This is a genomic window from Halomonas sp. DP3Y7-2 (assembly GCF_019800795.1).
In the GTDB taxonomy this organism is placed as follows: Bacteria; Pseudomonadota; Gammaproteobacteria; order Pseudomonadales; family Halomonadaceae; genus Halomonas; species Halomonas litopenaei_A.
On sequence record NZ_JAHVKJ010000010.1, the window covers coordinates 314,141 to 338,660 of the forward strand.

The window sequence follows — 24,520 nt, forward strand, 5'->3', positions numbered from 1 at the left end:
ACGCTTGTATCTTGAAGCACTTTTCTGAAGTGTTTAAGCGCTAGCCTATGACGCATCATTACTCCAAGCGCAGGGTATAACGCGACGACCAGCAGAGCAGGGCGACCTGTGCTTTGTAATCTTCACGCGCCATCAGCTGCCTCCGTGATGGCAAATTCTTCCGGCACCATGATGCGGTAGCGCGGGTGTATCTTGCCGCCTGTGACCAGTGCCCGGTCGCCGCTTCCCAGGTTGAATTCTTGCGGGTCAAGGCGCTTACGCCACGGGTGGTTGTGGCGGTCGGCAAAGACGAAAAACAGCCGCGTAACCTTAATCTTCCTACAGCTATGCAACAACGCAGAAAGCGTGCGTGGGCGAAGGGTTGTTAAACTTTCGAAGACCATATCGAGGTTGTGGAAGCTCTCATTGGCGGGTAATTCGTCCATGACTTCCAGGACGGCCCTTTCAGGCGATGACATTTTTAGTTGCCAGTCCCAGGGTAGGGCCCTTGAAGTGTCGGACTCGTCATTGGTAAGGCCGAGCGACGGGTCAGAGAAGAGGGGCGTTGTACGTATCTTGAGCGATGCGTTTAGCTGAAGCCTGGTCAGCCAGCTTGGTATCTCTTCACCATAGACCCAGACCTGGGCATTCCCGCCCAACGGTAAATAATGGCTATAGCCTTGCAGGGCGAGCGCAGCCATGCCGCCGACATGGGCATCGTAGGCCATGATGTGCTGCATCGAGAGCAGACAGGTTTTCCAGTCGAGTGCGTGGAGTTTGCCTGTATCCGGTGCCGGGCGCAGGAAAACGCCGCGAGTCACCCGCTCAAGCCAACCGCGATCAACGTATTTGCGCGCGAGGAAGCGGCTGACCTCGTGGCGCTCCAGCCAACCAGAATCGACGATGAAGCCGGGAGGGACAGCGTCAAGGATGCGCTTTAGCTTTTCTGGTTTATGTGCACTCATAGGTCACATATTGTCATGAGTTCAAAGAAAGTTCACAGCATTCTTTGATTTAATAGTTTTTGGTGAACCAATAGGGCACAAAAAATGCAAAAGGCAAAGAGGCCGATGTTCGCAAAGGCAGGAAGCAGGCGACCCTCCCTGAAGGGGAACATACCTCGCTGCCCTCTCTGAAGCGTCGACGTTTATCTTTGCACAGCTTGGGGAAGTACTGCATGAATGTCTGGGCCGACGATTCGCTGCGTTGCGCGCTGCTCGAACGCCTCACCTATACCGCATAGGCTCCTGGTTTTTCGCTATGGGCGCTTAGTGAACTGGTCCCCATCTTTCAAGGGGCCGGTCTCAAGCTACAAGGGATGAGAAGGTAGGCGCCGGGCTGTGCCTCGCAAGCCCAGCCAGGCATTGATGAAGAGGGTCAACAGAATCAATGAGCCGCCGAGCAGGGTCGCCTGTGGTGGCTGCTCATCCAGCCAGTACCAGACCCACAGCGTGCCAAAGACTGCTTCAATCAAATAGAACAGCGCCACTTCCGCCGATGGCAGGTGGCGGGTCGCGTTGTTGATCAGTGCGGTGGCCAATGGCATCTGCAATAACCCCATCAGCGCCAATACGCCGTAGCTTTGAGTTGTCAGGGCAAATGGGGTTGCCATCGGCCAGGCAATCAGTGCCGATAGGCCGCCGCCTATGGCGATAAGGGGGAGTCTGTCGAGCTTCGGGTGACGGCGCAGCAGGGTGAGGTTGCCCCCGACAGCCGCCGCCGCGATCACCGCATACATATCTCCCAGCAGTCCTTCGCTGGAAAGCGACCCCGCGAAAACGATCAGCATGCCGGCCATGGCCGCCAAAATCGCTAACCAGGTCCGCATGGCAACCGCCTCATGCAGAAAGTAACGCGTGAAGATGGCAGCAAACAGCGGGGCGGCACTCAATATGACGACAACATTGGCGACCTTGGTGTTCATGACGGCGAGGACAAACAGACTGGACGTGATCGCCAGCGTGATGGCGGAGCACAGGGCCGCGGCGGGATTCTCTTTCAGTGTTGCCAGCCGTCGGCCGCTTAGGCACAGCAAGCCGAGCGAGAGTGCCATCAAGGCGCCTCTCCAAAAAATGATGTTCCATCCATCCGTCGCCGCCAGGCGGACCAGCAGACTGTCGAAGCTTAGAACGGTGACGCCTGCCGCCGCCATGGCAAGGCCGCGTCCGTGGCCATGTAGAGGGAAGAACATTCAGTGGGCTCCTGCTGGGGTGTGCGTTGGTCCTGGGGTCAGTCTGGGGTGATGGCGACGATGTCACAACGTCCCAGGCAGGATACGAGCCCTGCGCCTGGCGAGCTGTTCTCTTTACGACAGCATGGTTGTTGTCTTTTCCCCAAGGGCAGCCGCGATCAGCCAGTCCCTGAACAGGGGCGGGGCGCTAGCAAGCGGGCGACTGCGGTCGAGCACGACGTACTCAGCAAGGCTGGTGTTGTCGCTATACTTGCCATCACGCACAAGCTTGCCGCTGGCAATGGCGTCAGCGGCCATGGAATGCCGCGCCAGGCCAGTGTGGCGCGCCCCTCCCGCCGAGCTGTGCGGGCTATAGGGCAGGCCATGCGGCTGGCGTACGCGCAGCCACCCGGAGAATACGATGAGCGAACAACGCCCCAAGCCCGAGGCCGGTGGCCCTGCGCTGGGAGGCCATGCCGTTGAGCAGATTCCCGCTAAGACACTCCGCCCCCGTGAGCCTGCGGTGCGCTGGCTAACGCCTGATGAGCTAGCCGACTTACGTCGTGATATGGCCGAGTCGTCGGCCTGGATGCGCGCTGAACTCAAGCGCCGTAGGGCGCGTAGGCAAGACCAGTAGCACGTTACGCGGTTGGAGCTTGCTCCTGTCGTTCCGGCTGACGAGTGGTTGTGATTCAGATGAGACCACGGTGGAGGCGCTGTCGTGGTCTAGTGGGTGCCGTGGTGCGGTCGGTTGCTGAAGTGGTCCAGGGGCAGGCAGTGACAGGTGCTCTTCGTCTTTTCCCCAGTTGCCTTCTAGGGCTTGTCTGAAAAGTGCCTGCGCTCGGTAATACGGCGTTAAAAATCGTCTGGTACGCCAGCCCGGTCAAAATACTCATTTACACCACGTAAACTGCGCTTTCTCAACGATTTTTTCCTTGTCTAACCTTCGCTCGTCGACTTTTCGGACAGAGCCGAGTCACCCGCGTTCTTTCATCGCCGGTGGCGAGTAGATCTGCTGCTGCTTTTCATCATTGTCTACGTCGTTTCCTCCAGTAACCACCGGGCGAACAGCTGCGTTGGGCGATGGGTCAGGCGCTGCCGGCGGATGGCAACGTAGTAGGCGCCACACACCATCGCTGTGCGGGAGGCCTGTACCAATTGGCCCTTGGATAGCTCGGCTTCGACAAAGTAGGCAGGAAGTACTGTCGCGCCGAGGCCATGTTCGGCGGCATCGAGCAAGAACCGGAAGTGCTCGAAGTGCTGGCCTGGAATCGACTTTATGGCCTCGCCATCGAGCCCGGCGCCTTGCAGCCAAAGGTATGTGGAAGACAGCTGAGGGGTGGGAGCATAGCTGCCGTGGTGCAACACCGGGTAGCGCAGCAGGTCTCTGGGGTCATCTATCGGGCCATATCGCTCGAACAGGGCCGGGGTGCATACGACCACCAGCTCGCCTTGAATCAGGAAGTGGCTCTCGAACTCTGGCCATTGTCCGTCCCCGTAGAGAATACCCACGTCAAAGTCTTCGCTACCGTCGTAGAGGTGGCGAAGATCATTCATGATGTCGGTAGTCACCTCAGGGTGCTTAAGCTTGAAGTCCCCGAGTCTGGGCAGTAGCCAGCGAGAGGTGAAGGAAGGCTCCGCGCCGACGGTGACCAGGTCAGACGTCCCACTGCCGAGCGAGCGTGTCACGTCGTCGATCTGGTGCAATGCTTTCGATACCACGCTCAGGTACTGCTGGCCACTGTCTGTCAGGCTCAAGCGCTGCTTCTCCCGGTGAAACAGCGCGCAGCCTAGCTCTCGTTCCAACTTCTTGATCTGCTTGCTGACAGCGCTCAGGGTCAGGTTGAGCTCTTCCGCCGCCTTGGTGATGCTGAGATGACGGGCCGTCGTCTCGAAGCAACTGAGCGAGATCATGGTGGGCAGCTGACGACTCATCGGCGCGGTCCTGAAGGGTCATTCCGTTTTGGAATGATCTATGGAAAATAGATCGATATCACGTATCTGACAAGTTCCTTACTCTACCCGAGTCGGCCCGAACTGGGGCTCGTCCAACGGTAGAACAGGAACAAGACATGGGACATCAGGACACGCGCGCGGCGCTGCGAACCGATCTGGCGGCGGCCTATCGACTTTTGGATTACTACGGCTGGAGTGATCAGATATTTACCCATCTGTCAGTTCGGGTTCCAGGTGACGAGCCGACATTTCTGATCAATGCCTATGGTCTGTTACCCGAAGAGGTAAGCGCATCCAACCTGGTGGAGATCGATGCTTACGGTAATAAAGTTGGAGAGGTGGATAGTGAGGTCAATCCCGCCGGGTTCACCATACATAGCGCTATCCATCTCCACCGGCATGACGCAGCATGCGTGATGCATACCCATACCATGGCCGGAATGGCCGTGTCGGCGTTGGAAGAGGGCCTGCTGCCGATCAATCAGACGAACATGGCCTTTTATCAGCGCTTGGGATACTACGACTACGAAGGCATTCCGTTGGACCTGTCCGTTCGGCAGCGCATCGTCGAAGCGCTTGGCAGTCACCAGGCGATGATCTTGCGAAATCATGGCCTTCTTACCGTGGGTCGCAGTATTCCCGAGGCCTTTTTCTACATGTATTACCTGAACCAGGCCTGCGAAATCCAGCTCGAGGCGATGAAAAGCGGTCGTCCGCTGGTCCTGCCCTCGCATGATGCCTGTGAGTTTACCGCCCGACAGTTCGAGCACCCCGACTATCATCAGGAAGGTGTTGACCTGGTCTGGAAGGCGCTGCGGCGCAAGCTGGACCGCATGGATCCGAGCTACCGGCAATAGTCCCTGGCGAACCGCGGCACGTCGTTCCGGACGACAGTGCCAGACAGGCCGTACCGGGACGTTGGCCTGATACCACAATGGAATCCTGAAGCTGGATAACTATAACAAGGTGGCACCCATGCAACATAAATCCGAATCATCGGCCGTGACCGATGAGACAACGCATCGCTCCCATCGCTATAGCGCTGCGCAACTTGCCAAGTTCCTGCTGCCCACTCTTCTTGGCGTGCTGTTGTTCCTTACTCCCATCAGCGTCGATGGCCGCCTGACGGTATTGATTGCTTTCGTTATCGACTATATCAATGACGTGATAAAGCCATTGATGGTGCCGGTAACCGTTGCCGTTGCGGTCATTCCCAGCGCACTGACGGTGCTGGTCACGTTCAGCTCGCTAAAGGAGCATCCCAATCGCTTCGTGCAGCTGCTGAATCCTGGAGTCGGATGGACGCTTATCAGGGTGGTAGGAGCCACACTGATGCTGATGACCTACTTCCAGTGGGGGCCAGAGTGGGTATGGCACCGCAACACCGGGGGCGTATTGCTTTACGACGTAGGGCCCGTGGTACTGGCCATCTATTTCCTGTCGGCCTTACTGCTGCCGCTGCTGACCGATTATGGGCTAATGGAGTTCGTCGGTAGCCTTCTGTCTAGGGTTTTCGTCAAGCTGTTCGGGCTGCCGGGGCGTGCCGCTATCGACAGTCTTGCCTCCTGGCTGTCAGCGTCCGCCGTGGGCATTATCCTGACCACGCAGCAGTACCGACAGGGCTTCTATACCAGTCGAGAAGCCTGTGTCATCTCGACCAATTTTTCGATCGTGTCGATCGCTTACTCGTACCTGTTGCTGAGTTTGATCGGAATGCAGCATGTATTTCTACCGTGGTATGCCGCCGTCGCTTTCACCGGCATTGTGTGCGCCATCATCGTGCCAAAGTTACCGCCGTTGCGGGGTAAGCCCGATGCGTACCATCCCGTTGTGGGTCAGCAACTGGTGATGGACAAGCAGGCAGGGGAAGGGCTGTTTGCGATGGGGCTGCGTCGAGCAGTAGAGCGTGCGGCCTCGGCTGCGCCACCGTTGGAACTGTTCAAGCGCAGTGTGCATGTCAGTCTCGATGTGGCGATCTCCGTATATCCCACGATGATGATCATTGGCTGTACCGGATTGGCGTTGATCGAGTTCACCCAGTTCTTCCACGTGCTGTCATTGCCTCTGGTGCCATTTCTCGAACTGCTGCAGCTGCCAGAAGCTGACAAGGCCGCTCCTGCGCTGCTGGCCGGCATTGTGGACAGCATCATGCCGCCGTTGCTCGGTGCCGGTATTGAAAGTGAGGTTACCCGGTTCGTGCTGGCAGGTGTCGCGGTCAACCAGATCATCTTCTTCACCGAGGCCGCGATCGTCCTGATTCGAGCAGGGATTGGTTTGAAGCTGAGGGACCTCATCGTGATTTATCTGCTCCGCGTACTGATCTCCTTGCCGATCCTGTCTCTCCTGGGCCACCTGATCCTGGGATAAATCTGCCAACGCCTGCGGCTAGCCTGTGTCATGTCACTGCGCTAGTCGCTGGAGGCATCTTCCGGTTTGAAAGGGCTACATCATGGACGTTTCTCGTCATTATCTGTCTTCCAATACCCGTCCTTCTGCAGCAACTGCCGAGCTGGTCTTGACCAATGGCCGGTTCTACACGGTGGATGACGCGACGCCCTGGGCTGATGCTGTAGCGATCTCTCAGGGGCGCTTCATCGCCGTCGGCAGTGCCGACCAGGTTGCCGCCCATATCGGCGAACATACTCGTGTGGTGGATCTAGGTGGTCGCTTTGTCATGCCTGGCCTTTACGACATGCACACCCATCCTGACCTGGCGCTGGCACCTGGCTACGCAGGATACCTGGATGTCGGACTCGAGGATCCGACGCCAGAGCAGGTTAGCCAGGCGATCTTGAGTTACGCCGACCAACATCCGGGGGATGGCTGGATCTATGGCGCCTATTTTGTGCGGTATACCTTCAAGCAGGCGGGTATCGTTCCGGATCGAGCCTGGCTCGACAGTATCGTGTCGGATCGCCCGGTAGCCATTCTCGACCGCTCCTGGGGATGTATGTTGGTCAACTCGATGGCGCTGGAACTGGCCGCTATCGATGTCAACACTCCGGACCCTCGCCATGGTTACATCGAACGTGACGGTATCACTGGCGAGCCGACGGGCATCCTGGTCGATGGTGCCTACGCGATGATTCATGCCGCCATGCCGCCCACACCGGCACATGCCCTGCAGCGAGCCTATCGTGAGGGCGTGCAGTTCCAAAGTGGGCGTGGGGTGGTCGGCACCAAGTTTGTCCATGTGTGCGAACACCGTCTCGATGCGTTGCGCACCATCGACCAGCAAGGACAGCTGACAGTGAGGGTCGAGGCGGCGATCAGCTGGCAGGATGACATCTTCCCCGTGAAGCGCCGCTGGGAGCTGATAGCAGGGGAGCGGCACTTCTATCGCAGTGCTCGGCTTAATGCCAACGCTGTCAAATTTCACTTTGACGGGACGCATGAGTCGCGGTCGTCGTACTTGTCGACCCCCTGGGCCGAGGGCAGCGCCTGGCGCGGTCACCTCAACCTGACGCCTGAGCATATCAACGACATGGTCGCGGATATGGATCGCAAGGGCATTCGCGTGATTGCGCATTGCACCGGCGATGGCGCTTCTGATCTGTTTCTTGATGCGGTGGCCGAGGCTCGGCGTCGCAACGGTGGCCAGGGCATGCGCCATCAGTGTGCCCACAGCACCACCTTGCTGGATGCCAACTTGCAGCGCTTCAGCGAACTGGATGTCATTGCCGAGTTTTCCCCGGTGGGGTGGTTCCCCTCTTCGTTTGCCTATGCTCGTGCTGTGTTTGGCGAGGAGCGCATGCAGCGTGCCTACAACTTCAAGGGCGTGTTGGATGCCGGCGGCGTGGCGGTCATGGGCACCGACTGGCCGGTATCGAGTCTGGACCCCTGGATCGGCTTCGAGGCAATGGTGACCCGAGAGAATCCCTGGGAGGAGACGGACGCCAGCTTCTATGGCGAGCCGATCAGCCTGGAGCAGGCTATTCGCGTAATGACCATCAATGGCGCCTGGGCGATGGGAATCGAGCATCAAGCCGGCTCGATCTCGGTCGGCAAGTCGGCTGACTTGATCGTGCTGGACCGCAACCTCTTCGAGGTTGCCCCACGAGGCAATATTCACGCAACCCAGGTAGAGCTCACCATGCTGGAAGGTGAGTTTGTCTGGGACGCACAGGGAGAGTTTTCCGGCACGGTGCGCGAAGCCGTATGGCAGCGCGATATTCCTGAATTTTGAACCGCCCAGTCTGAAGGGATGAGTCCGCATGAAGCATCAGCATTTCCCCCCTGTTCCGGTCACCATCGTGTCGGGCTTTCTGGGCGCCGGCAAGACGACCTTGCTCAACAAGATTCTCAACAGTGACATTGGGTTGAGGATGGCGGTGATGGTCAACGACTTCGGTGCGATCAATATCGACCGTGACTTGATCGTCAGTGAGACGCAGACCATGGTCAGCCTTGCCAATGGCTGTATCTGCTGCACCGTAGAGAGCGACTTGATGGAGCAGGTGTCCCGCTTGCTGGCTCTCAGGGAGCAGCGTCCGGAGTACATCCTTATTGAGGCCAGCGGCGTCTCCAACCCAAGCAAGATAGCCGGGACATTGCGTTATCCACAGTTTCAGGACCAACTGGTGATCGACAGTGTCCTCACGGTGATAGACGCAGAGCAGTTTGATCAGCTCGAGGGCGAGCTGGCGGCCCTGGCGATGGAGCAGCTCGATATTGCCGACATCGTGGTACTCAACAAGTGTGACCTGGCGAGCCCTGCGCAGGTGAGGGCGATGAAGCAGCGCTGGCTATATCCCGGAGTGCGACTGCTGGAAGCGCGCTTTGGTGAAGTGCCGCTGGAGCTGGTGCTGGGCGTTGGGGCCTTCGATCCTGTGCGCCTGGAGTCCTCGCATGAGTGCGGTGCGCACTGCACGCACGCAGATCACGCTCACCAGTTTGAAAGCTGGAGCTGGAGCAGTGATCGGCCGCTGTCATTGGCGGCGCTGCGGAGGGTGCTCGAATCGCTGCCGTCGAGTGTCTATCGCGCCAAGGGTATCTGTTGCCTGGCAGAGCTGCCGGATCGCCGTGCAGTGCTGCATCTGGTGGGCAGTCGCAGTGAGCTTGAGCCCGGTGCTCCCTGGGCGGAAGACCAGCCCATGTCGCGCGTTGTGGTCATCGGTGAGCGCGGACAGCTGAGCCTTCCTCAGCTGGAAGCGGCCTTCGAGGGATGCGTGGCGTAAGCGCCTGTTAGGCCAGCTCGCTGGCTGATAGTTGAAGCGCCTCCCCCGGCAGCAACAGGTCGTCGCCAGGGGAGGCCTCCGGTGGGTCAGCTATCAGACCTTATGACTTCAGGCTGTCGAGCAACAGCTCGGCGACGCCCTCAGAGGACATCGGGTTCTGGCCGGTGATGATCAACCCGTCCTGAATCGCGAAGGCGGTGAAGTCGGCCTTCTTTTCGTACAGACCACCTTGCTGCTGCAGGCTGTCTTCCACCAAAAACGGCACGATCTCGGTGAGGCCAACGGCGGCTTCTTCGCCATTGGTGAAGCCGGTGACGCGCACGCCATCGACGAAGGGGGTGCCGTCTGACTTCTTCGCCTTCAGCAGCACCGCAGGGGCGTGGCAGACCGCGCTGACGGGCTTGCCAGCGGCGTGGAACTGCTCGATCAGGCGAATGGAGTCTGCATCATTGGTCAGGTCCCACAGCGGGCCATGGCCGCCCGGGTAGAAGATGGCATCGAAATCCTCGACCTTCATCTCGGACAGCACCGCGGTGTTGGCCAGGTCACGCTGGGCTTGCGCGTCCTGATCGAAACGGCGAGTGGCGTCTGTCTGGAAGTCTTCGCCTTCACTGGCCGGGTCGAGCGGTGGCTGACCACCCTTGGGAGACGCCAGCGTGACCTCGACACCGGCGTCTTTCAGCACGTAGTAGGGGGCGGCCAGCTCTTCGAGCCAGAAGCCTGTCTTCTTGCCAGTGTCTCCAAGGGTATCGTGGGATGTGACAACAACCAGTACCTTGCTCATGGGGCTCTCCTTTATCGTGCGGAATCATCCGCAGGACGTGATGATGGGGTTGACGCCTAGACGTCGTTTAGCGCGTTGGCATCAGGTGCACTTCACGGATATTGGCTCGCGGCGCTGCATGGATGGCGTACAGCACGGCGTCGGCAACATCCTGCGGGTGCAGCTTGTCCGGCTTGGGCTGGTCAAAGAAGGGCGTGTTGACCATGCCTGGGGTAATCGTGGTGCAACGGCCCTGCCACTCGGCCATTTCCAGCGCCAGGTTCTGGCCAAAGCCGTAGGCGAACCACTTGCTTGAGCTGTAGATCGACCCCGCATGGGTGTCACGTCCCGCCACCGAGCTGGTGAGGATGAAATGCCCCTGACGCGCTCTCAGGTGGGGCAGAGTGGTGTGGGCGGTCCACAGCAATGCGTTGATGTTGATATCGATGACGCGCTTCCACTCTTCCGGGTCTCCCTGCTCCGTACCCGCTTGGCTGATGCCGGTGCCAGCGTTAGCAAAGGCAACGTCAAGGTGGCCGTAGTGGGCCACCGCACGCGCCACGACGTCAGCCATCTGATCGTAGTCGGTGGCATCGGCGGCAATCGCCAGCACCTTGTCGTGACCCAGTTCCTCGGCCAGGGCAGCAAGTCGCTCTTCGCGGCGCGCCGTGACGACCACCTTGTGGCCAGCTTCCACCAGCGTGCGCGCCGTGGCCTCGCCAATGCCGCTGGATGCACCGGTAATCAGAACGATCTTTTCGCTGGCAGTGTCTGTCATCTGTCCACCTGTCATGATGGGCTCCTGTGAGTCGAGTGCTGAGTTCACGTGGGTGTCACGGTAACGTCTGCTCGGCCATCGTCATAATCGATAGTGCGGATAGCTGCTATTATCGAGACAAATAGTTGGTGGCTCGCCGCCACGTCAGACGCTGCTGTGGGTGCCCTGGATGAAACTCAACTACGACCTCAACCTGCTGCGGACCTTCCATGCGTTGTACCTGGAGCAGAACGTCACCCGTGCGGGAGAACGTCTACATCTCAGCCAGCCGTCGGTAAGCGCTGCCTTGGGACGCCTGCGGGAGCTGTTCAATGATCCGCTGTTCATACGTGATCGCCAGCGCATGCGTCCGACAGAGAAGGCGGACCACCTCTTTCCCGTCATCGAGGCAGCGTTGACCGATCTGGATGGCCTGATTACCAGCGAGCGGGACTTTTCTCCCGCCACCGAGCAGCGCCATTTCGAGATCGCGGCCAACGACTATTTCGAGGTGTTGATTCTGCCCGCGCTGGCCGGGGTCCTGCGCGAACAGGCGCCAGGCATCACCTTGCAGGTGCGTCGCCTGTCACAGGACATGAGCGAGGCTGGGGTCATGAGCGGCACGACCGATCTGGCGTTTGGGCGCCAGGTCGATCCTCCCGATAACCTGGTCGTGCGCGAGGTCATCCGCGAAGGGATCGAGTGTCTGGTCGGAAATGGGCACCCGCTGCTGGAGCGGCTGGAAGGAAGTGGGCAGATGGCCAGGGACGATTTCGAGCGCTATGCCCATGTCCTGGTGCAGCCCCATACGCGCTTGAAAAGCGGTATCTTCAAGCAGCTCGAAGGCCAGGGCTTGAGGCGTGAGGTGGCGTTGGCCGTGACCTACTTCATGGCGGTGCCCGCGCTATTGGAGCGGTCTTCGCTGATCGCCAGCCTGCCCACGGGGCTTTGCCAGCATTTCCAGCGACAGTTTGCGGTGACCCCGGTGGCGCCGCCGGTGGCCTTTGACGCCTTTCCCTTTCATCTCAGCTGGCATCGCCGCTATCAGAAGGACCCGGCACACCGCTGGCTGCGCGAACAGATCATCGCGTGCTGTCGTACGCTGCCTGATCAGGGCGAGCTAACGTAAATGCGTATGCATCAGCCCGGCTTTCCATCCTTCGCGCTAGCGCCTCACGCCAGCTGGCGATACTGGCCCTTGAAGTACAGCAGGGGGCCGCTTGGGGAAGCCTCGCCCTGGTCGAGTGGGAGCGCCTTGACCTCGCCAATCACGATAAGGTGATCCCCGGCGACGTGCTCTGCGTGAATGTCGCAATCGAGCCAGTGCAGGGTATCCGGAATCAACGGGTTGCCTAGCGGTGATGCTTGCCACTCGATACCTTGCCACTTGTCGGCCCCCTGGCGGGCGAACTGATTCGAGATCGGCGCCTGTTCAGCGGACAGCATGTTGACCGCGAAGCGACCGGCCTGGCTGATCTTGGGATAGCTGTAGGAGGTCGATTTGACGCTGAAGGAGACCAGCGGCGGATCCATCGATACGCTGTAAAAGGACTGACAGGTAAAACCGATCGGCTCACCCTCAGCAAGAGAAGAGATCACGGTGATTCCGGACGCATAGTGCCCAAGGGCCTCGCGGAAGCGGGCCGGCTCGATCACATCCCTCGGCATGTGAACTTGGCCGGTCCTTGCCGTAGCGGGTGAGCCAGAAACAGAGGATGAGCCAGAAACAGCGGGTGCAGCGGGGTCTGAAACAACGTCAGAAGGTGGGGCAGGGAACGACATGGTGACTCCGGAAACGTCAGACGGCATGGCCGCCGCGAGGCGATCACGGCGGCCATGGGAAAGAACGGAGGGTGCGCGCCTGGTTTAGCGTGTCAGCTCCTGGCGGACAATCGCTGCCCCCTGACTGAGGGCATCCATCTTGGCCCTGGCGACCTGGCGTGACAGCGGCGCCATGCCGCAGTTGGTGCAGGGGTAGAGCTTGTCGGCGTCGACGAACTGAAGTGCCTTGCGCAGGGTGTTGGCCACCTCTTCCGGGGTCTCGATGGTATTGGTCGCAACGTCGATGGCACCGACCATGACCTTCTTGCCACGAATCAGCTCGATCAGCTCCATCGGAACCCGCGAGTTGTGGCATTCCAGAGAGACAATATCGATGTTGGACTGCCTGAGCTTGGGGAAGACCTCTTCGTACTGGCGCCACTCGGAGCCCAGACTGCTCTTCCAGTCAGTGTTGGCCTTGATGCCGTAGCCGTAGCAGATGTGAACGGCCGTCTCGCACTTCAGGCCCTCGATCGCTCTTTCCAGTGTGGCGATGCCCCAGTCATTCACTTCATCGAAGAAGACATTGAAGGCCGGTTCATCGAACTGAATGATATCGACTCCGGCAGCCTCCAGTTCCTTGGCTTCCTGATTCAGAATCTTGGCAAATTCCCAGGCCAGTTTTTCCCGGCTCTTGTAGTGACCATCGTAGAGGGTATCGATCATGGTCATGGGGCCGGGCAGTGCCCACTTGATGGGTTGATCTGTCTGGGCCCGCAGGAAGGCGGCATCGTCCACGAAGACGGGCTTCTGGCGGGAGACGTCTCCGACGACAGAGGGCACGCTGGCGTCGTAGCGATCGCGGATGCGCACGGTCTCGCGCTGTTCGAAGTCGACGCCATTGAGGTGTTCAATGAAGGTCGTGACGAAATGCTGGCGAGACTGTTCACCATCGCTGACGATATCGATGCCGGCATGGCGCTGTTCGTGCAGGGCCAGGCGCAGCGCGTCCTGCTTGCCTTCCACCAGCTCGGCTTCCTGAAGTTTCCAAGGGGACCACAGCACTTCAGGTTGTGCGAGCCAGGAGGGTTTGGGAAGGCTGCCGGCCGTCGATGTCGGGAGCAGTGTTGTCATGATGGATAGCCTTGTCAGAAGTGAATCAGTGAGCGTAATTGGCGGACCATTGTTCAAGAATCGCGCGGTAGGGTTTGATGAAGCACTCTTCAACAAACTTCCCTTGCTCGGTCGCGAGCTGGCTGCGTTCTTCTCTGTCGTAGACGATCTGCGTCAATGAATAGTCCTGCTGCTGCAGGCTCGGCTGGTAGGACTTCCCAGCAGCTGAGTTGGCGTTGTAGATCTCCGGACGATAGATCTTCTGGAACGTATCCATGGTGCTGATCGTGCTGATGAGCTCCAGGTTGGTGTAGTCGCCCAGCAGGTCGCCCATGAAGTAGAACGCCAACGGTGCGACGCTGCCCGGGGGCATGAAGTAGCGAACCTTCATGCCCATCTTGTTGAAGTACGCATCCGTCAGCGAATGCTCCTCCTGCAGATACTCGACACCCAGCACGGGATGATGATTTTCCGTGCGGTGATAGGTCTTGGTGCTCGACACGCTGATGCAGATGACGGGGGGCTTGTTGAAATGCTCCCTGTAGGTGTCCGAGTTCACGAAGGCCTTGAACAGGTTGCCGTGCAAGACACCGAAGTCATCAGGAACGCTGAAGGTGTCCTGCCCCTTGTTGTGTTCCTTCAGCACCAGGCTGAAGTCGTAGTCCCGGACATAGGACGAGAAGTTGTTGCCCGCGATCCCTTCGATGCGCTCGTTGGTGTGCGTATCGATGATGCGGGTCTTGAGGATTTCAATCAGCGGCAGGGCACCGTCACGGGTGGACGCATCCACGGCCATTTCTACCGAAATGATCTCCAGTTCCAGCCTGTAACGGTCACCCTTGGGGTTGTCCCAGTCAGCCAAGGCATTAAAGCGGTTGTCGATCATGCGCAGGGTGTTGCGCAGGTTGTCCTCGCGCTTTTCCCCTCTGGCCAGGTTGGCAAAGTTGGTGGTGATACGAGTGCTGTCCGACGGCTGGTAGTGTTCGTCGAAACGAAGGCTCTTAACGGTGAATGTAAAGTCGTTGTTCATCGTGGGTGCCATCCTGGTTCCTGAGAGGTGAATCCAAGGCGTCTGGAGATCCAGTCGTCCTTCGACGGTGCCTTTCGGGTCAAACGGTTGATCTCGTCAAGGTGTGCTAGCTCACCGGTAGCTTGCGCGCTGGTGGTGACGAGCTGGTGGTGACGAGCTGACCGTGACGAAATAGTGATGACGATTATCAAGACACTTCTAAGATGAGGCAAACTGAAGTTTCTCATTGTTAACTTCAAATTTATTCATGCAGGGAGGAGGGCGATACCGCAGCGTGCAGGAACGTCTTTGCATTCGATAAAACCGAATGGTCTATCGGATTTATGTCGCTTTTTTTCGATATTATTGTTGGTTTAATCTTTCTTCAACGCGACAGAGACGCTGATCGCGACACCCACTACACGGTCATGAAGAGAGACACACCATGAAACTCAAGCCCGCACTGTTCACTCTGCTTTTCGCCACTGCCCCTGTCACAGCAGCCCTCACTGCTCCTGCAATCGCTCAGGCAGGTCAGGCTTCTGCCCTCACCGCGAGATTGCATGAGCCACTTTCCACTCAGGCGCAGTCGCTCTCCGTTCAGGCGCAGCCGCTTGTCGGTACTGCGGTCGAGGCGAATGCCACGAAGGTCAGCATGGAAGGTAGCACTGCCATGGCGCAGGCCCGAGCCAACCTGCAGGCACGCCACCTGCGCCACACCTCGGCGACTGCGGACAGCAATGGGCTGCAGCTAAGCCTTAACGCGACCAAGTAACCCGGAAAGGCGTCGGCCTGGAGGCTTGCGCAAGATCGACCGAGTGCTTCCCTCGGTCGTGACAATACGAACACCGTCAGTGCCACATCCATCCGCTGACTCACCGAGAGTGGAATCGCCGGGATCGCGTTCGACTCTCTATGGCAACCGCCCGGCCCCCCGTGCTGTGGCAACCGCCCGAACACTCTTGGAGATATCATGAACACATCAGTCGTTAGCCGCGTCATCAGCAGTTCAGACAGCCTGGCCCCCCTGGCCCTGCGTGTGCCCGCCGGCATCATTTTCATGGCACATGGTGCCCAGAAGCTCTTCGGTTGGTTTGGCGGCTATGGTCTGGAAGGCACAGGACAGTGGATGGCCTCCATCGGACTTGAGCCGGGGTACTTAATGGCGCTGGCGGCTGGCAGCGCAGAGTTCTTTGGCGGTCTGGCGCTGTTGATAGGGTTGCTGGTGCGCCCGGCAGCGGTGGTGCTCGCGTTCACCATGCTGATGGCGATCTTCAGCGTCCACGCTGCAAACGGACTGTTCATGAGCAATAACGGCTATGAATTCGCGCTGTCGTTGTTGGCGATTGCTGTCTCTCTTGCGATCAGCGGCGGTGGACGAGCCTCACTGGATGCGGTCATGGCTCGTAAGGTGTCCTGATTGCCGTTCTGCGACTTTTCCACGCCCCATACTCGACCTATCCACGACTTAATCATGACCTTGATGCGTCGCCACGCGTGATCCTTTTGCGGCGGCTGCGCTTCACCAGGTGCTGCCTGTAGGAGGCAATATGAGACTTCGACATGCCCATGAACGCGGACGTGCCAATCAAGGCTGGTTACGCTCTCACCATACTTTTTCGTTTGCCAGCTACGTGGATCCACGGCACATGGGGTTCAGATCGCTGCGAGTCATCAACGAAGATCGTGTGACCGGTGGTGCAGGGTTCGGCACCCATCCCCACCAGGACATGGAAATTATTTCATACGTGCTGTCGGGGACGATGGCGCATCAGGACAGCATGGATAATGGCTCTACCATGCGGCCTGGAGACGTGCAGCGGATGTCGGCAGGCACGGGAGTGTTGCATAGCGAATTCAACGCTTCACCCAGTGAAGAGCTGCACTTCCTGCAGATCTGGATAGAACCTCGAGAGCGAGGCATCGCTCCCAGCTATGAGCAGCGCTCGTTTCCGCCGGAGGACAGGCAGGGCCGCTGGCGCCTGGTGGTCTCACCGCAGGGTCTGGACGATTCCGTCAGCGTGAATCAGGACGTCAACTTGTATGCGGGGCTGTTCGATGCGGGCGAAAGCGCCGAGACGCCGGCAACACGCCACGCATGGCTGCATGTGGCCAAGGGCGAGGTTGCGGTCAACGGGCAGCTTATGTCCGCAGGCGATGCGGCGGCGTTTGAACCGGGAGAAGAGGTCAGGGTCGTCGGTATCGCGGCGGCTGAGGTGCTGCTGTTTGACCTTGCCTGACTCGACCTGACCTAACCTGGCTGGCACTGGCCTTGGACGGCCACCACCCTGCATGCCGTCGCTAGAGACCCAGGCCGACGTCGTCGCTCGCGACGTCAGCCTGGGTCGCGCCAACATCACCGTGCGGCTCAAGACCGCTTCAGACAAGCTGCGAGGAATGGTGGCCCGTGATCTTCCATTCTCCTGCGATTTCTTCAAAGGTGAACAGGAAGCGCGCGGGAATGGTGGCCATATCACCCTTTATGAGATAGCTGAAGACGTAGTGGCCACCGATGACGACGGTGCCCAACTTGCGACTGACACGGCGAGAGAATTCGCCGAGCTCGCAGCTAAGGTCTTCGTTGGCGAGAAAGGCATCGAAGTAGGCCTGCCTGGCAAGTCGGTCTTCTCTCACGTCGTTGGCGACAGTCGGCACAAGAATGGCGTCTTCGGCGTAAAGCGCCAGCAGGGTCTCCTTCTCTCCACGACTGACGGCAATCGCCCATCGCTCCAGCGTTCGGGTGGCCGCGTCAAGGCAGAATTGCGCATCCCGTTCAGTCAATGGCGGGGAGGTCGGGTGGGGCATGGTGAATGGCTCTCCATAACAGTGTGGGAATGAACAGACGCCGCCGACAGGGCGGGTGTCGGCGACGTCAGGGCAGGGGAGTGGCTCGTTTGACGCTCACTCCTCGAGCCCTAGCCCTAGCCCTTGGTGCAGTCGGTCATGCCGTCTGCCAGTCGCTGCAGCAGCTGTGAATAGAGACCGGGGCCCAGGTCCAGGTCGACACCGAGGGGGTCCATCACGATGGAGGTGTTGACCTCTGTTCCCTCGAACACGCTGTCAATCAGGGCAGGGTTGAACTGGGGTTCGCGGAAGACGCATTGGATGTTGTCGTCGCTGACACGGGTCTGGATCTCGCGAATTCGCGCCGGGCTCGGGTCTGATGCATCGCCAAGGGAGATGGCCCCGGAGGCAGGGACAGCGAAGCGGTTCTCGAAGTACTGGTAGGCGTCGTGGAACACGATGAAGCGAACCCCTCGCGCGTCATCTAGTTGGTTGTCCAGCCGCTGAATCAGCTCGTCCAGCTCTGCCTGCCCATTCGCTGCGTTCTGGCGATACGTATCGGCGTGCTCTGGGTCCAGTTCTGCCAGGGTGGTCGCAATCGTATCGAGCCATGCCTTGGCATTGACAGGATCAAGCCAGCCATGGGGGTCCATGCCGTCGTGTGCATGACCATGTTCGTGATCATGAGCGGTATGCTGGTCGTGATCGTGATCGTGATCGTGATCGTGATCGTGATCGGCATGGTCATGATCGTGGTCGGCATGGTCGTGATCGTGGTCGGCATGGTCATGATCGCCATGTTCGTCGTGCTCGCCATGGTCATGATCGCCATGTTCGTGACCATCATGATCGTGATCTTCGTGATCTTCGTGATCTTCGTGATCTTCGTGATCTTCGTGATCTTCGTGATCTTCGTGATCTTCGTGATCTTCGTGATCGCCATGATCATGGGCTTCAAAGGTAGCGCCTTGGCGATATGCCAGTGTCACCGTGCCGGGAGCTTCCATCAGCTCCACTTCGCGAGCGCCATCCGCCAGGGAAGTCCTGGCTCGCTCAAGCCACGGCGTCAGGCTGTCACTGACCCAGAACACGGCGTCGGCGCTGGCCAGTGCCTGCGCTTCGGAAGGGCGCATGGAATAGCCGTGGGGCGACGCACCGGGCTGGATGACCAGCTCTGGCGATCCCAACTCTCCCATGACCTGGGCCACCAGCGCATGCACCGGTGGGATATCCACCGCCACGTTGGGCACGTCAGCGACGGCAATGGCCGGTGTCAGCAGCCATGGCAAGCAGAGCGGACGCAGTAGCGGTTTTTTCATCGTGTTCTCCTGGAAGGTATCGACGTGGACAGCTGACGTGGTGACGCCACGCTTGTGGAATAAAACGTTATATTATAACATTCACTGCCTGGTCAATGAGAGCCCCGTAAACCTGAGCCTCGTCAATAGCGCCCGCCCTGGTTTGGGGTCGCGTGCACGGGGTCCGCGACAGCTCATCCCTCTCCCGCGACGGCGCGTCCCTGTCTCGTGACAGCACGTCCGTGCGAGTGGCCAGAAGAGCCGTCATGCCGCGCGCGCCGCGCACGGTGGCTGTGAATATCATGTCTCTGCGCGTGAGCGGCGCAGCAATAGCCAGTTGGAGAGCCTCCATGCCCTTGCTGTCCATCGACAATTTGTCTGTCGCCCTAGGGGGCCATAGCGTATTGGAGGGCATCGACCTGAGTGTCGATCGCGGCGAAATCGTGACCCTGGTGGGCCCTAATGGCTCCGGCAAGTCGACTCTGTTGCGCGCCATCATCGGTGCAGTAAGGCCATCGCAGGGGCGTGTGACCCGGGAAGCTGGGCTGGTCATCGGCTATGTACCACAGCGGTTGGCCATCGACCCGACGCTGCCGTTGACCGTGTTTCGCTTTCTTAATCTGCCGCGCCGGCATTCGCGTCAGGCGCTGGCTCAGGCGCTGGTGCAGGCGGGAGTGCCGGAGCTCGGGCAACAGCAGGTCGCGGACCTGTCAGGAGGCCAGTTTCAGCGAATCTTGCTGGCGCGAGCCCTGCTGGAAAAGCCTGACCTGCTGTTGCTTGATGAAGCGACTCGTGGCCTCGACCACCGCGGCACCGCGGACTTTTATCGGCAGATCGCCAAGGTTCGCAGCGAGCTTGGATGTGCGGTAATGATGGTCAGCCATGAACTGCATGTGGTCATGCGGGCGTCGGACAGAGTGGTGTGTCTCAATGGCCACGTGTGCTGCCAGGGCACCCCTGAACGCGTGCTCGCATCACCGGTTTACCGCCAGCTGTTTGGCCCTGACACCAGTGATGCGCTGGCGTTTTATCGGCATTCGCATCCACAGCCGTCGTCTTCCCAGTGCCTGGCCTCAGAGGACGCGGGGGCCGAGGCGCCGCCGACCACTCCAGCGAAGGCGGCAAACGACAGGCTGATGGAGGCGTCTCGCTGATGTTTGACGATTTTCTTGTGCGAGCCGTGTTGGCCGGTCTGGGGGTTGCCCTGGCGGCTGCACCGCTCGGGTGCTTTGTTGTCTGGCGACGAATGGCGTATTTCGGCGACGCGACGGCGCATGCTGCGATTCTTGGGGTGGCTCTGTCGTTGCTGCTGTCCACGTCCATGTTGGCGGGCGTACTGGCCGTTTCGCTGCTGATGGCGGTGGTGGTCTCTCAGCTGAGTGGACGGGGCTACGCCATGGACACTCTGCTCGGCGTCATGGCGCATTCGGCGTTGGCCTTTGGGCTGGTCGCGGTGTCCTTTGTGTCGGGTGTGCGCATCGACCTGATGGCGTATCTGTTCGGCGATATCCTTGCGGTGGGCAAGAGCGACCTGATGATCATCGCCGCTGGCGCGATTCTGGTGGTTAGCCTGGTGGGATGGCGCTGGTCGGCGCTGTTGACCGCCACGCTGGACGAAGATCTCGCCAGGGCCAGTGGTATTGACCCGCGGCGGGAGCAGCTGGTGCTGACGCTGTCGCTGGCGGTGGTGGTCGCGGTGGCACTGAAGGTGGTGGGAGTGCTGCTGATTGCGGCGCTGCTGATCATTCCGGCTGCGGCCGCGCGCCCGCTGTGTCGCACCCCGGAAGCCATGGCGCTGGTGGCGGCGAGCATTGGCGCCTGTTCGACCACTGGCGGGCTCCAGGCCGCCTATTGGCTGGATACGCCGACAGGGCCCACCATTGTCAGTCTTGCTGCGCTTATATTCGTTGTGACCAGCGTGGTGGGGCGTCTTTGCTATTCCCGGTCTAGGGCCGTGGATCCCGAGTGACGACGGCTCCAGGACGACGGCTCTCACACTGCAGCGCACGCTTGGTGGTTGACCAAGCGTGCGCTGCAGCATGTGCGCTGGGTGCTTAAACGTCGTTGCCCAGGGTCTTGAGTTGCTCGGGGCTCAAGGCCAGGTCGTCATTGCGGTTGACGCCGATGCCCTGGTCGATGATGGTGCGCGCGATCTCCTGAGCCTCTTCGAGGGAATGCATCAGGTAGGTGCCGCACTGGTGCTCATTGAGCTCAGGAATATCTTCCATGCGCTTCACGTTGAGCACGTCGTTCATGGCCGCCTGCCAGGCGTCGGCGACGGCTTGCTCGCTGGGGCTGCCCAGCAGGCTCATGTAGAAACCGGTGCGGCAGCCCATCGGCGAAATATCGATGATCTCGACGCTGTCGCCGTTCAGGTGCTGGCGCATGAAGCCGGCAAACAGGTGCTCCAGGGTATGAATGCCCTTTTCCCCCATCATGCTCTCGTTCGGCCGGTTGAAGCGCAGGTCGAACACCGTGATGGTGTCACCCGAGGGTGAGCGCATGGTCTTGGCCACGCGCACTGCCGGGGCATTCATGATGGTGTGGTCAACGGTAAAGCTGTCGAGAAGTGGCATGTTGGCTCCTGCAGATATAACGCAAGGGCACGACGTCGCGCGTCGCGCCCATTGCAAGCATGATGCTCAGGCCTCCTGGGGGAGCGTGGCGCAAGCCAGGCGCTCGAGGCGCAGTGCCTGTTCGCGGCGCTGAGCGTTGTGGTCGGGAGCCTGACATTGTTCTTCGAGCAGGGCAATGGCTTCTTGCACCGGCATGCTGCCAAGGTCGCTGCCGTCACGCAGGCGCACCGTGACCTTGCCCTCGGCGGCTTCGCGATTGCCGACAATCAGCAGGTACGGGATCCGGCTCAAGGTCTGCTCCCGGATCTTGTAGCCGATCTTCTCGTTGCGCACGTCGGCATTCGCCCGTATCCCTGCTCCCTTCAAGGCATCTGCCAGCAGCTCAGCGTAGTCCCGCTGGGCCTCGGTAATCGACATGACCACGGCCTGCTGTGGCATCAGCCAGGCGGGAAGCTTGCCCGCGTGATGTTCGATCAGGATGCCGATGAAGCGCTCGAGCGAGCCAAACAGGGCTCGATGGAGCATGACGGGCCGCTGTCGTTGGCCCTGCTCATCCACGTAGTCGATGCCAAATCGCTCGGGCAGGTTCATGTCGACCTGCAGGGTTCCGCACTGCCAGTCGCGGCCGATGGCATCGCGCAGCACGAACTCCAGCTTCGGTCCGTAGAAGGCTCCTTCGCCCGGGTTGAGAGTGTAGTCCAGCGCCATGGCGTCTAGGGCTGTCGTCAATGCTTGTTCAAGGCGATCCCAGACAGCATCGCTGCCCATGCGGTTGTCGGGGCGGGTCGACAGCTTGATGTGGACGTCATCGAAGCCGAACTCCCGATAGATATCCAGCACCAGCGCGACCACCTGCTGACACTCCTCGTTCATCTGCTCCGGCGTGCAGTAAATGTGGGCGTCGTCCTGGGTGAAGTGGCGCACCCGCAGCAGGCCATGCAAGGCACCGGATGGCTCGTACCGGTGTACCTTGCCGAATTCACCCATGCGAATGGGCAGGTCACGGTAGCTCTTCAGTCCGTGCCGATAGAGCAGCACGCTGCCGGGGCAGTTCATCGGCTTCAGCGCAAGATCCCGTCCGTCCTCGGTCTGGGTGGTGAACATGTGGTCCTGATAGTTCTGCCAGTGCCCGGAGGTTTCCCACAGACTGCGGTCCATCATGTCGGGTGTGTTGACCTCGACATAGCCGCTACTGGCCTGGCGGCGACGCATGTAGGCGATCAATGTCTGCAGCACCTGCCATCCGCCTGGGTGCCAGAACACCGCACCGGGCGCTTCTTCCTGGAAGTGGAAAAGCCCGAGCTGGCGTCCCAGGCGCCGATGATCACGACGCTCGGCTTCCTCAAGACGCTGGACATAGGCCTTGAGTGCCTTGCGGTCCGCCCAGGCGGTGCCGTAAATCCGCTGTAGTTGGGCGTTGCGAGCGTCACCGCGCCAGTAGGCACCCGACAGCTTGGTCAGCGCGAAGTGCTTGAGAAACCGGGTATTGGGAACATGGGGGCCACGGCACATGTCCACGTATTCCTGGTGGAAGTAGAGGCCCAGGGTGGCTTCCTGCGGCATCTCCTCGATCAGGTGAAGCTTGTAGCTTTCGCCGCGCTCGCGAAAGATCTCTATGGCCTGGTCGCGGGGCAGGCGGCGCTTGATGACGTCGTAGTTCTGCGCGATCAGTGACGTCATGCGTTCAGCGATGGCTTGCAGGTCATCAGGGGTGAAGGGCCGTTCGTGGGCGATGTCATAGTAGAAGCCGTCTTCGATGACTGGCCCGATCACCATCTGGGCGTCTGGGTAGAGCTGTTTGACCGCGTGCCCCAGCAGGTGCGCGCAGGAGTGGCGCAGGATATCGAGCCCTTCGGGATCGCTGGGGGTGATCACCTGGACCCGGGCATCCCGGTCGATGGGGTCGCAGGCATCCACCAGCACGTCGTTGACGCGCCCGGCCAGGGTTTGCCGAGCAAGCCCCGGACCGATAGCGGCGGCGATATCTGCGACTGTAGTAGGCGAAGGCAGTGTGAGCTCGCGCTCATCCGGCAGTGTGATGGTGACGTGCGGGGCGGCCGCGGGGGCGCTGTCATTCATGTCGGTTCTCACGATGAAACGTCGTGGCGGTAGAGAAGCCCGGGTTCAGATCGCGCCAGCGCGGTGACCCAGGAGGAGGCTGAGAAGGCATGGGGGCGGCCTGTGGGTGGCCTGTGGGTGGCATCGGACTGGCCCCAGAGGACATCACGCTTCCTCTCGCCAATTCCACTGGCTACGAGCCACGGCGTCATGGGCATGCAGGCTTTCTGCGTGCACCACCTTCAGGTAAAAACCGTCGATACCGGGCTGGTCCCGCAGGACCTGGTGCACGCGACGAGCGGCGTCTTCGCAGAACATCAGGTTCTGTCCGTTAGCGAGGGCAAAGGCCTGCTCGTCAACCCGTTTGACGGCGGTCTGCAGGGCAGTGCCGAGGGCCTTTTCCACCCGATCGACGATGGTCTCCAGCGGCAGTTCCGTAAGCTCTGTCGACAGGCTCAGCGACAGGTGCGCCTGACTGCGCTGGCTATGGGGGGTGGCCAGGATGCCTTGCTCACTGGCGAGCCAGGCGTGTACCGCCTCTCGGGTGACGGGGGTATCGGTGAAGTCTTCATCGAACGCCTGCTGAATCAACTGGCGTGCCAGCGCCGCCGAGCAGGGGCAGGTCGATGAATAGCCGATGCTGACGTCGAGCACGGCGCTGATCTGGTCACTGGCGCTACGTCGCATGCGCAGCGCGAAGGGATAGGTCTTCCACCCTGACAGCGGGCTGATCAAGGCGGGGCGTCGCAGCAAGGCCTCGCCCTCCAGGTCCAGATAGGCCTGCTGCGAGAGCTGCTGGTGGCTGTCCAGAAAGTTGTTGAGGACGTCGTTGACGCGGGGCAACGTCAGCGGCACGTCCTCAAGCTCAGCCAGTGCCAGGTACAGGCGTGACATGTGGATGCCGCGAACCGCGGGATCGTCAAGGCTGACACCGGCCGATGCGCGGCCCGCAATGGTCTTGCCGGCGACCTGCAGTGGCAGGGCGATGCCCTCCATGCCGACCCAGTCCAGGGGAACTGAGTGAGTTGCAGGGGCGGCGGCGATATCTTCCAGAGGGTGCGATGTCATAGAAAACTCAATGTGTGGCTAGGTGGCGTGGGTCTTGGCCTCGTGCATCTG

General features: G+C 60.1%; 25 protein-coding genes. 11 read left to right on the plus strand and 14 right to left on the minus strand.

What is annotated here, in order from left to right; all coding sequences use genetic code 11:
• Nucleotides 1–122: 122 nt before the first annotated feature.
• The 3 genes from KUV45_RS13700 to KUV45_RS13710 form a co-directional block, all read right to left on the minus strand.
• Nucleotides 123–944 (minus strand): type IV toxin-antitoxin system AbiEi family antitoxin domain-containing protein, encoded by an 822-nt coding sequence (locus KUV45_RS13700; protein ID WP_222161818.1) that lies wholly within the window; start codon nucleotides 942–944, stop codon nucleotides 123–125.
• A 344-nt stretch (nucleotides 945–1,288) separates the two neighbouring features.
• Nucleotides 1,289–2,131, minus strand: a complete 843-nt coding sequence (locus tag KUV45_RS13705) for a DMT family transporter (RefSeq protein WP_224851816.1) — start codon at nucleotides 2,129–2,131, stop codon at nucleotides 1,289–1,291.
• 153 nt (nucleotides 2,132–2,284) lie between these two features.
• The gene (locus KUV45_RS13710) at nucleotides 2,285–2,467 is read right to left on the minus strand and encodes a hypothetical protein (RefSeq protein WP_222161820.1); all 183 of its coding nucleotides are present in this window, start codon (nucleotides 2,465–2,467) and stop codon (nucleotides 2,285–2,287) included.
• Nucleotides 2,468–2,570: 103 nt separating this feature from the next.
• On the opposite strand from KUV45_RS13710, the gene KUV45_RS13715 reads away from it, so the two are divergent.
• A complete protein-coding gene (locus KUV45_RS13715; RefSeq protein WP_222161821.1) occupies nucleotides 2,571–2,786 on the plus strand; it encodes a hypothetical protein in 216 nt (71 codons plus the stop codon).
• Between the two features lie 398 nt (nucleotides 2,787–3,184).
• Here KUV45_RS13715 and KUV45_RS13720 read toward each other — a convergent pair whose 3' ends face one another.
• Entirely contained in the window at nucleotides 3,185–4,084 is a 900-nt protein-coding gene (locus tag KUV45_RS13720) for a LysR substrate-binding domain-containing protein (protein WP_222161822.1), read from the minus strand.
• Between the two features lie 137 nt (nucleotides 4,085–4,221).
• Between KUV45_RS13720 and KUV45_RS13725 the strand changes: the two genes are divergently transcribed.
• The 4 genes from KUV45_RS13725 (at nucleotide 4,222) to KUV45_RS13740 (ending at nucleotide 9,282) form a co-directional block, all read left to right on the plus strand.
• Nucleotides 4,222–4,962, plus strand: a complete 741-nt coding sequence (locus tag KUV45_RS13725; protein WP_222161823.1) for a class II aldolase/adducin family protein — start codon at nucleotides 4,222–4,224, stop codon at nucleotides 4,960–4,962.
• Nucleotides 4,963–5,080: 118 nt separating this feature from the next.
• The gene (locus KUV45_RS13730) at nucleotides 5,081–6,472 is read left to right on the plus strand and encodes a YjiH family protein (RefSeq protein ID WP_206943074.1); all 1,392 of its coding nucleotides are present in this window, start codon (nucleotides 5,081–5,083) and stop codon (nucleotides 6,470–6,472) included.
• 82 nt (nucleotides 6,473–6,554) lie between these two features.
• Nucleotides 6,555–8,291, plus strand: coding sequence for an amidohydrolase (locus tag KUV45_RS13735; RefSeq protein ID WP_222161824.1), 1,737 nt, complete (start codon nucleotides 6,555–6,557; stop codon nucleotides 8,289–8,291).
• A 28-nt stretch (nucleotides 8,292–8,319) separates the two neighbouring features.
• Nucleotides 8,320–9,282 (plus strand): GTP-binding protein, encoded by a 963-nt coding sequence (locus tag KUV45_RS13740; RefSeq protein WP_222161825.1) that lies wholly within the window; start codon nucleotides 8,320–8,322, stop codon nucleotides 9,280–9,282.
• A gap of 100 nt (nucleotides 9,283–9,382) precedes the next feature.
• Here the strand turns inward: KUV45_RS13740 and KUV45_RS13745 are convergent, their stop codons facing one another.
• Together KUV45_RS13745 and KUV45_RS13750 are read right to left on the minus strand one after the other, a co-directional pair.
• Entirely contained in the window at nucleotides 9,383–10,066 is a 684-nt protein-coding gene (locus KUV45_RS13745) for a type 1 glutamine amidotransferase domain-containing protein (protein ID WP_222161826.1), read from the minus strand.
• A gap of 67 nt (nucleotides 10,067–10,133) precedes the next feature.
• Complete coding sequence (locus KUV45_RS13750) at nucleotides 10,134–10,838, minus strand: SDR family oxidoreductase (RefSeq protein WP_224851815.1); 705 nt, start codon at nucleotides 10,836–10,838, stop codon at nucleotides 10,134–10,136.
• 154 nt (nucleotides 10,839–10,992) lie between these two features.
• On the opposite strand from KUV45_RS13750, the gene KUV45_RS13755 reads away from it, so the two are divergent.
• Nucleotides 10,993–11,931: a LysR substrate-binding domain-containing protein gene (locus KUV45_RS13755; protein ID WP_222161827.1), complete on the plus strand. Its 939-nt coding sequence runs from the start codon at nucleotides 10,993–10,995 to the stop codon at nucleotides 11,929–11,931.
• 44 nt (nucleotides 11,932–11,975) lie between these two features.
• Here the strand turns inward: KUV45_RS13755 and KUV45_RS13760 are convergent, their stop codons facing one another.
• The 3 genes from KUV45_RS13760 to KUV45_RS13770 form a co-directional block, all read right to left on the minus strand.
• A complete protein-coding gene (locus KUV45_RS13760) occupies nucleotides 11,976–12,470 on the minus strand; it encodes a flavin reductase family protein (protein WP_222161828.1) in 495 nt (164 codons plus the stop codon).
• Between the two features lie 198 nt (nucleotides 12,471–12,668).
• Nucleotides 12,669–13,697, minus strand: a complete 1,029-nt coding sequence (locus KUV45_RS13765) for a methionine synthase (protein WP_222161829.1) — start codon at nucleotides 13,695–13,697, stop codon at nucleotides 12,669–12,671.
• Between the two features lie 25 nt (nucleotides 13,698–13,722).
• Nucleotides 13,723–14,706, minus strand: coding sequence for a DUF1852 domain-containing protein (locus tag KUV45_RS13770; protein ID WP_222162103.1), 984 nt, complete (start codon nucleotides 14,704–14,706; stop codon nucleotides 13,723–13,725).
• 424 nt (nucleotides 14,707–15,130) lie between these two features.
• Here KUV45_RS13770 and KUV45_RS13775 point away from each other — a divergent pair, with 424 nt between their 5' ends.
• The 3 genes from KUV45_RS13775 (at nucleotide 15,131) to KUV45_RS13785 (ending at nucleotide 16,925) form a co-directional block, all read left to right on the plus strand.
• Entirely contained in the window at nucleotides 15,131–15,460 is a 330-nt protein-coding gene (locus KUV45_RS13775) for a hypothetical protein (RefSeq protein WP_222161830.1), read from the plus strand.
• Between the two features lie 198 nt (nucleotides 15,461–15,658).
• Complete coding sequence (locus KUV45_RS13780; protein WP_222161831.1) at nucleotides 15,659–16,105, plus strand: DoxX family protein; 447 nt, start codon at nucleotides 15,659–15,661, stop codon at nucleotides 16,103–16,105.
• 130 nt (nucleotides 16,106–16,235) lie between these two features.
• The gene (locus KUV45_RS13785) at nucleotides 16,236–16,925 is read left to right on the plus strand and encodes a pirin family protein (protein WP_222161832.1); all 690 of its coding nucleotides are present in this window, start codon (nucleotides 16,236–16,238) and stop codon (nucleotides 16,923–16,925) included.
• Nucleotides 16,926–17,064: 139 nt separating this feature from the next.
• Here the strand turns inward: KUV45_RS13785 and KUV45_RS13790 are convergent, their stop codons facing one another.
• Nucleotides 17,065–17,490, minus strand: coding sequence for a nuclear transport factor 2 family protein (locus KUV45_RS13790; RefSeq protein ID WP_206943059.1), 426 nt, complete (start codon nucleotides 17,488–17,490; stop codon nucleotides 17,065–17,067).
• Between the two features lie 116 nt (nucleotides 17,491–17,606).
• Nucleotides 17,607–18,788 (minus strand): zinc ABC transporter substrate-binding protein, encoded by a 1,182-nt coding sequence (locus KUV45_RS13795; RefSeq protein ID WP_222161833.1) that lies wholly within the window; start codon nucleotides 18,786–18,788, stop codon nucleotides 17,607–17,609.
• A gap of 329 nt (nucleotides 18,789–19,117) precedes the next feature.
• Between KUV45_RS13795 and KUV45_RS13800 the strand changes: the two genes are divergently transcribed.
• Complete coding sequence (locus KUV45_RS13800) at nucleotides 19,118–19,921, plus strand: metal ABC transporter ATP-binding protein (protein ID WP_222161834.1); 804 nt, start codon at nucleotides 19,118–19,120, stop codon at nucleotides 19,919–19,921.
• A complete protein-coding gene (locus KUV45_RS13805) occupies nucleotides 19,921–20,736 on the plus strand; it encodes a metal ABC transporter permease (protein ID WP_222161835.1) in 816 nt (271 codons plus the stop codon). Before KUV45_RS13800 ends, KUV45_RS13805 begins: the two co-directional genes overlap by 1 nt.
• A gap of 85 nt (nucleotides 20,737–20,821) precedes the next feature.
• On the opposite strand, the gene luxS is transcribed toward KUV45_RS13805, so the two are convergent.
• From luxS to folE2, 3 genes are all read right to left on the minus strand, one after another.
• The gene (gene luxS, locus KUV45_RS13810; protein ID WP_222161836.1) at nucleotides 20,822–21,343 is read right to left on the minus strand and encodes an S-ribosylhomocysteine lyase; all 522 of its coding nucleotides are present in this window, start codon (nucleotides 21,341–21,343) and stop codon (nucleotides 20,822–20,824) included.
• 66 nt (nucleotides 21,344–21,409) lie between these two features.
• Nucleotides 21,410–23,422 carry a threonine--tRNA ligase gene (gene thrS / locus KUV45_RS13815; RefSeq protein ID WP_222161837.1) on the minus strand — a complete coding sequence of 671 codons (2,013 nt, stop codon included), beginning with the start codon at nucleotides 23,420–23,422 and terminating at the stop codon, nucleotides 21,410–21,412.
• 144 nt (nucleotides 23,423–23,566) lie between these two features.
• Complete coding sequence (gene folE2, locus KUV45_RS13820) at nucleotides 23,567–24,469, minus strand: GTP cyclohydrolase FolE2 (RefSeq protein WP_222161838.1); 903 nt, start codon at nucleotides 24,467–24,469, stop codon at nucleotides 23,567–23,569.
• Nucleotides 24,470–24,520: the final 51 nt, after the last annotated feature.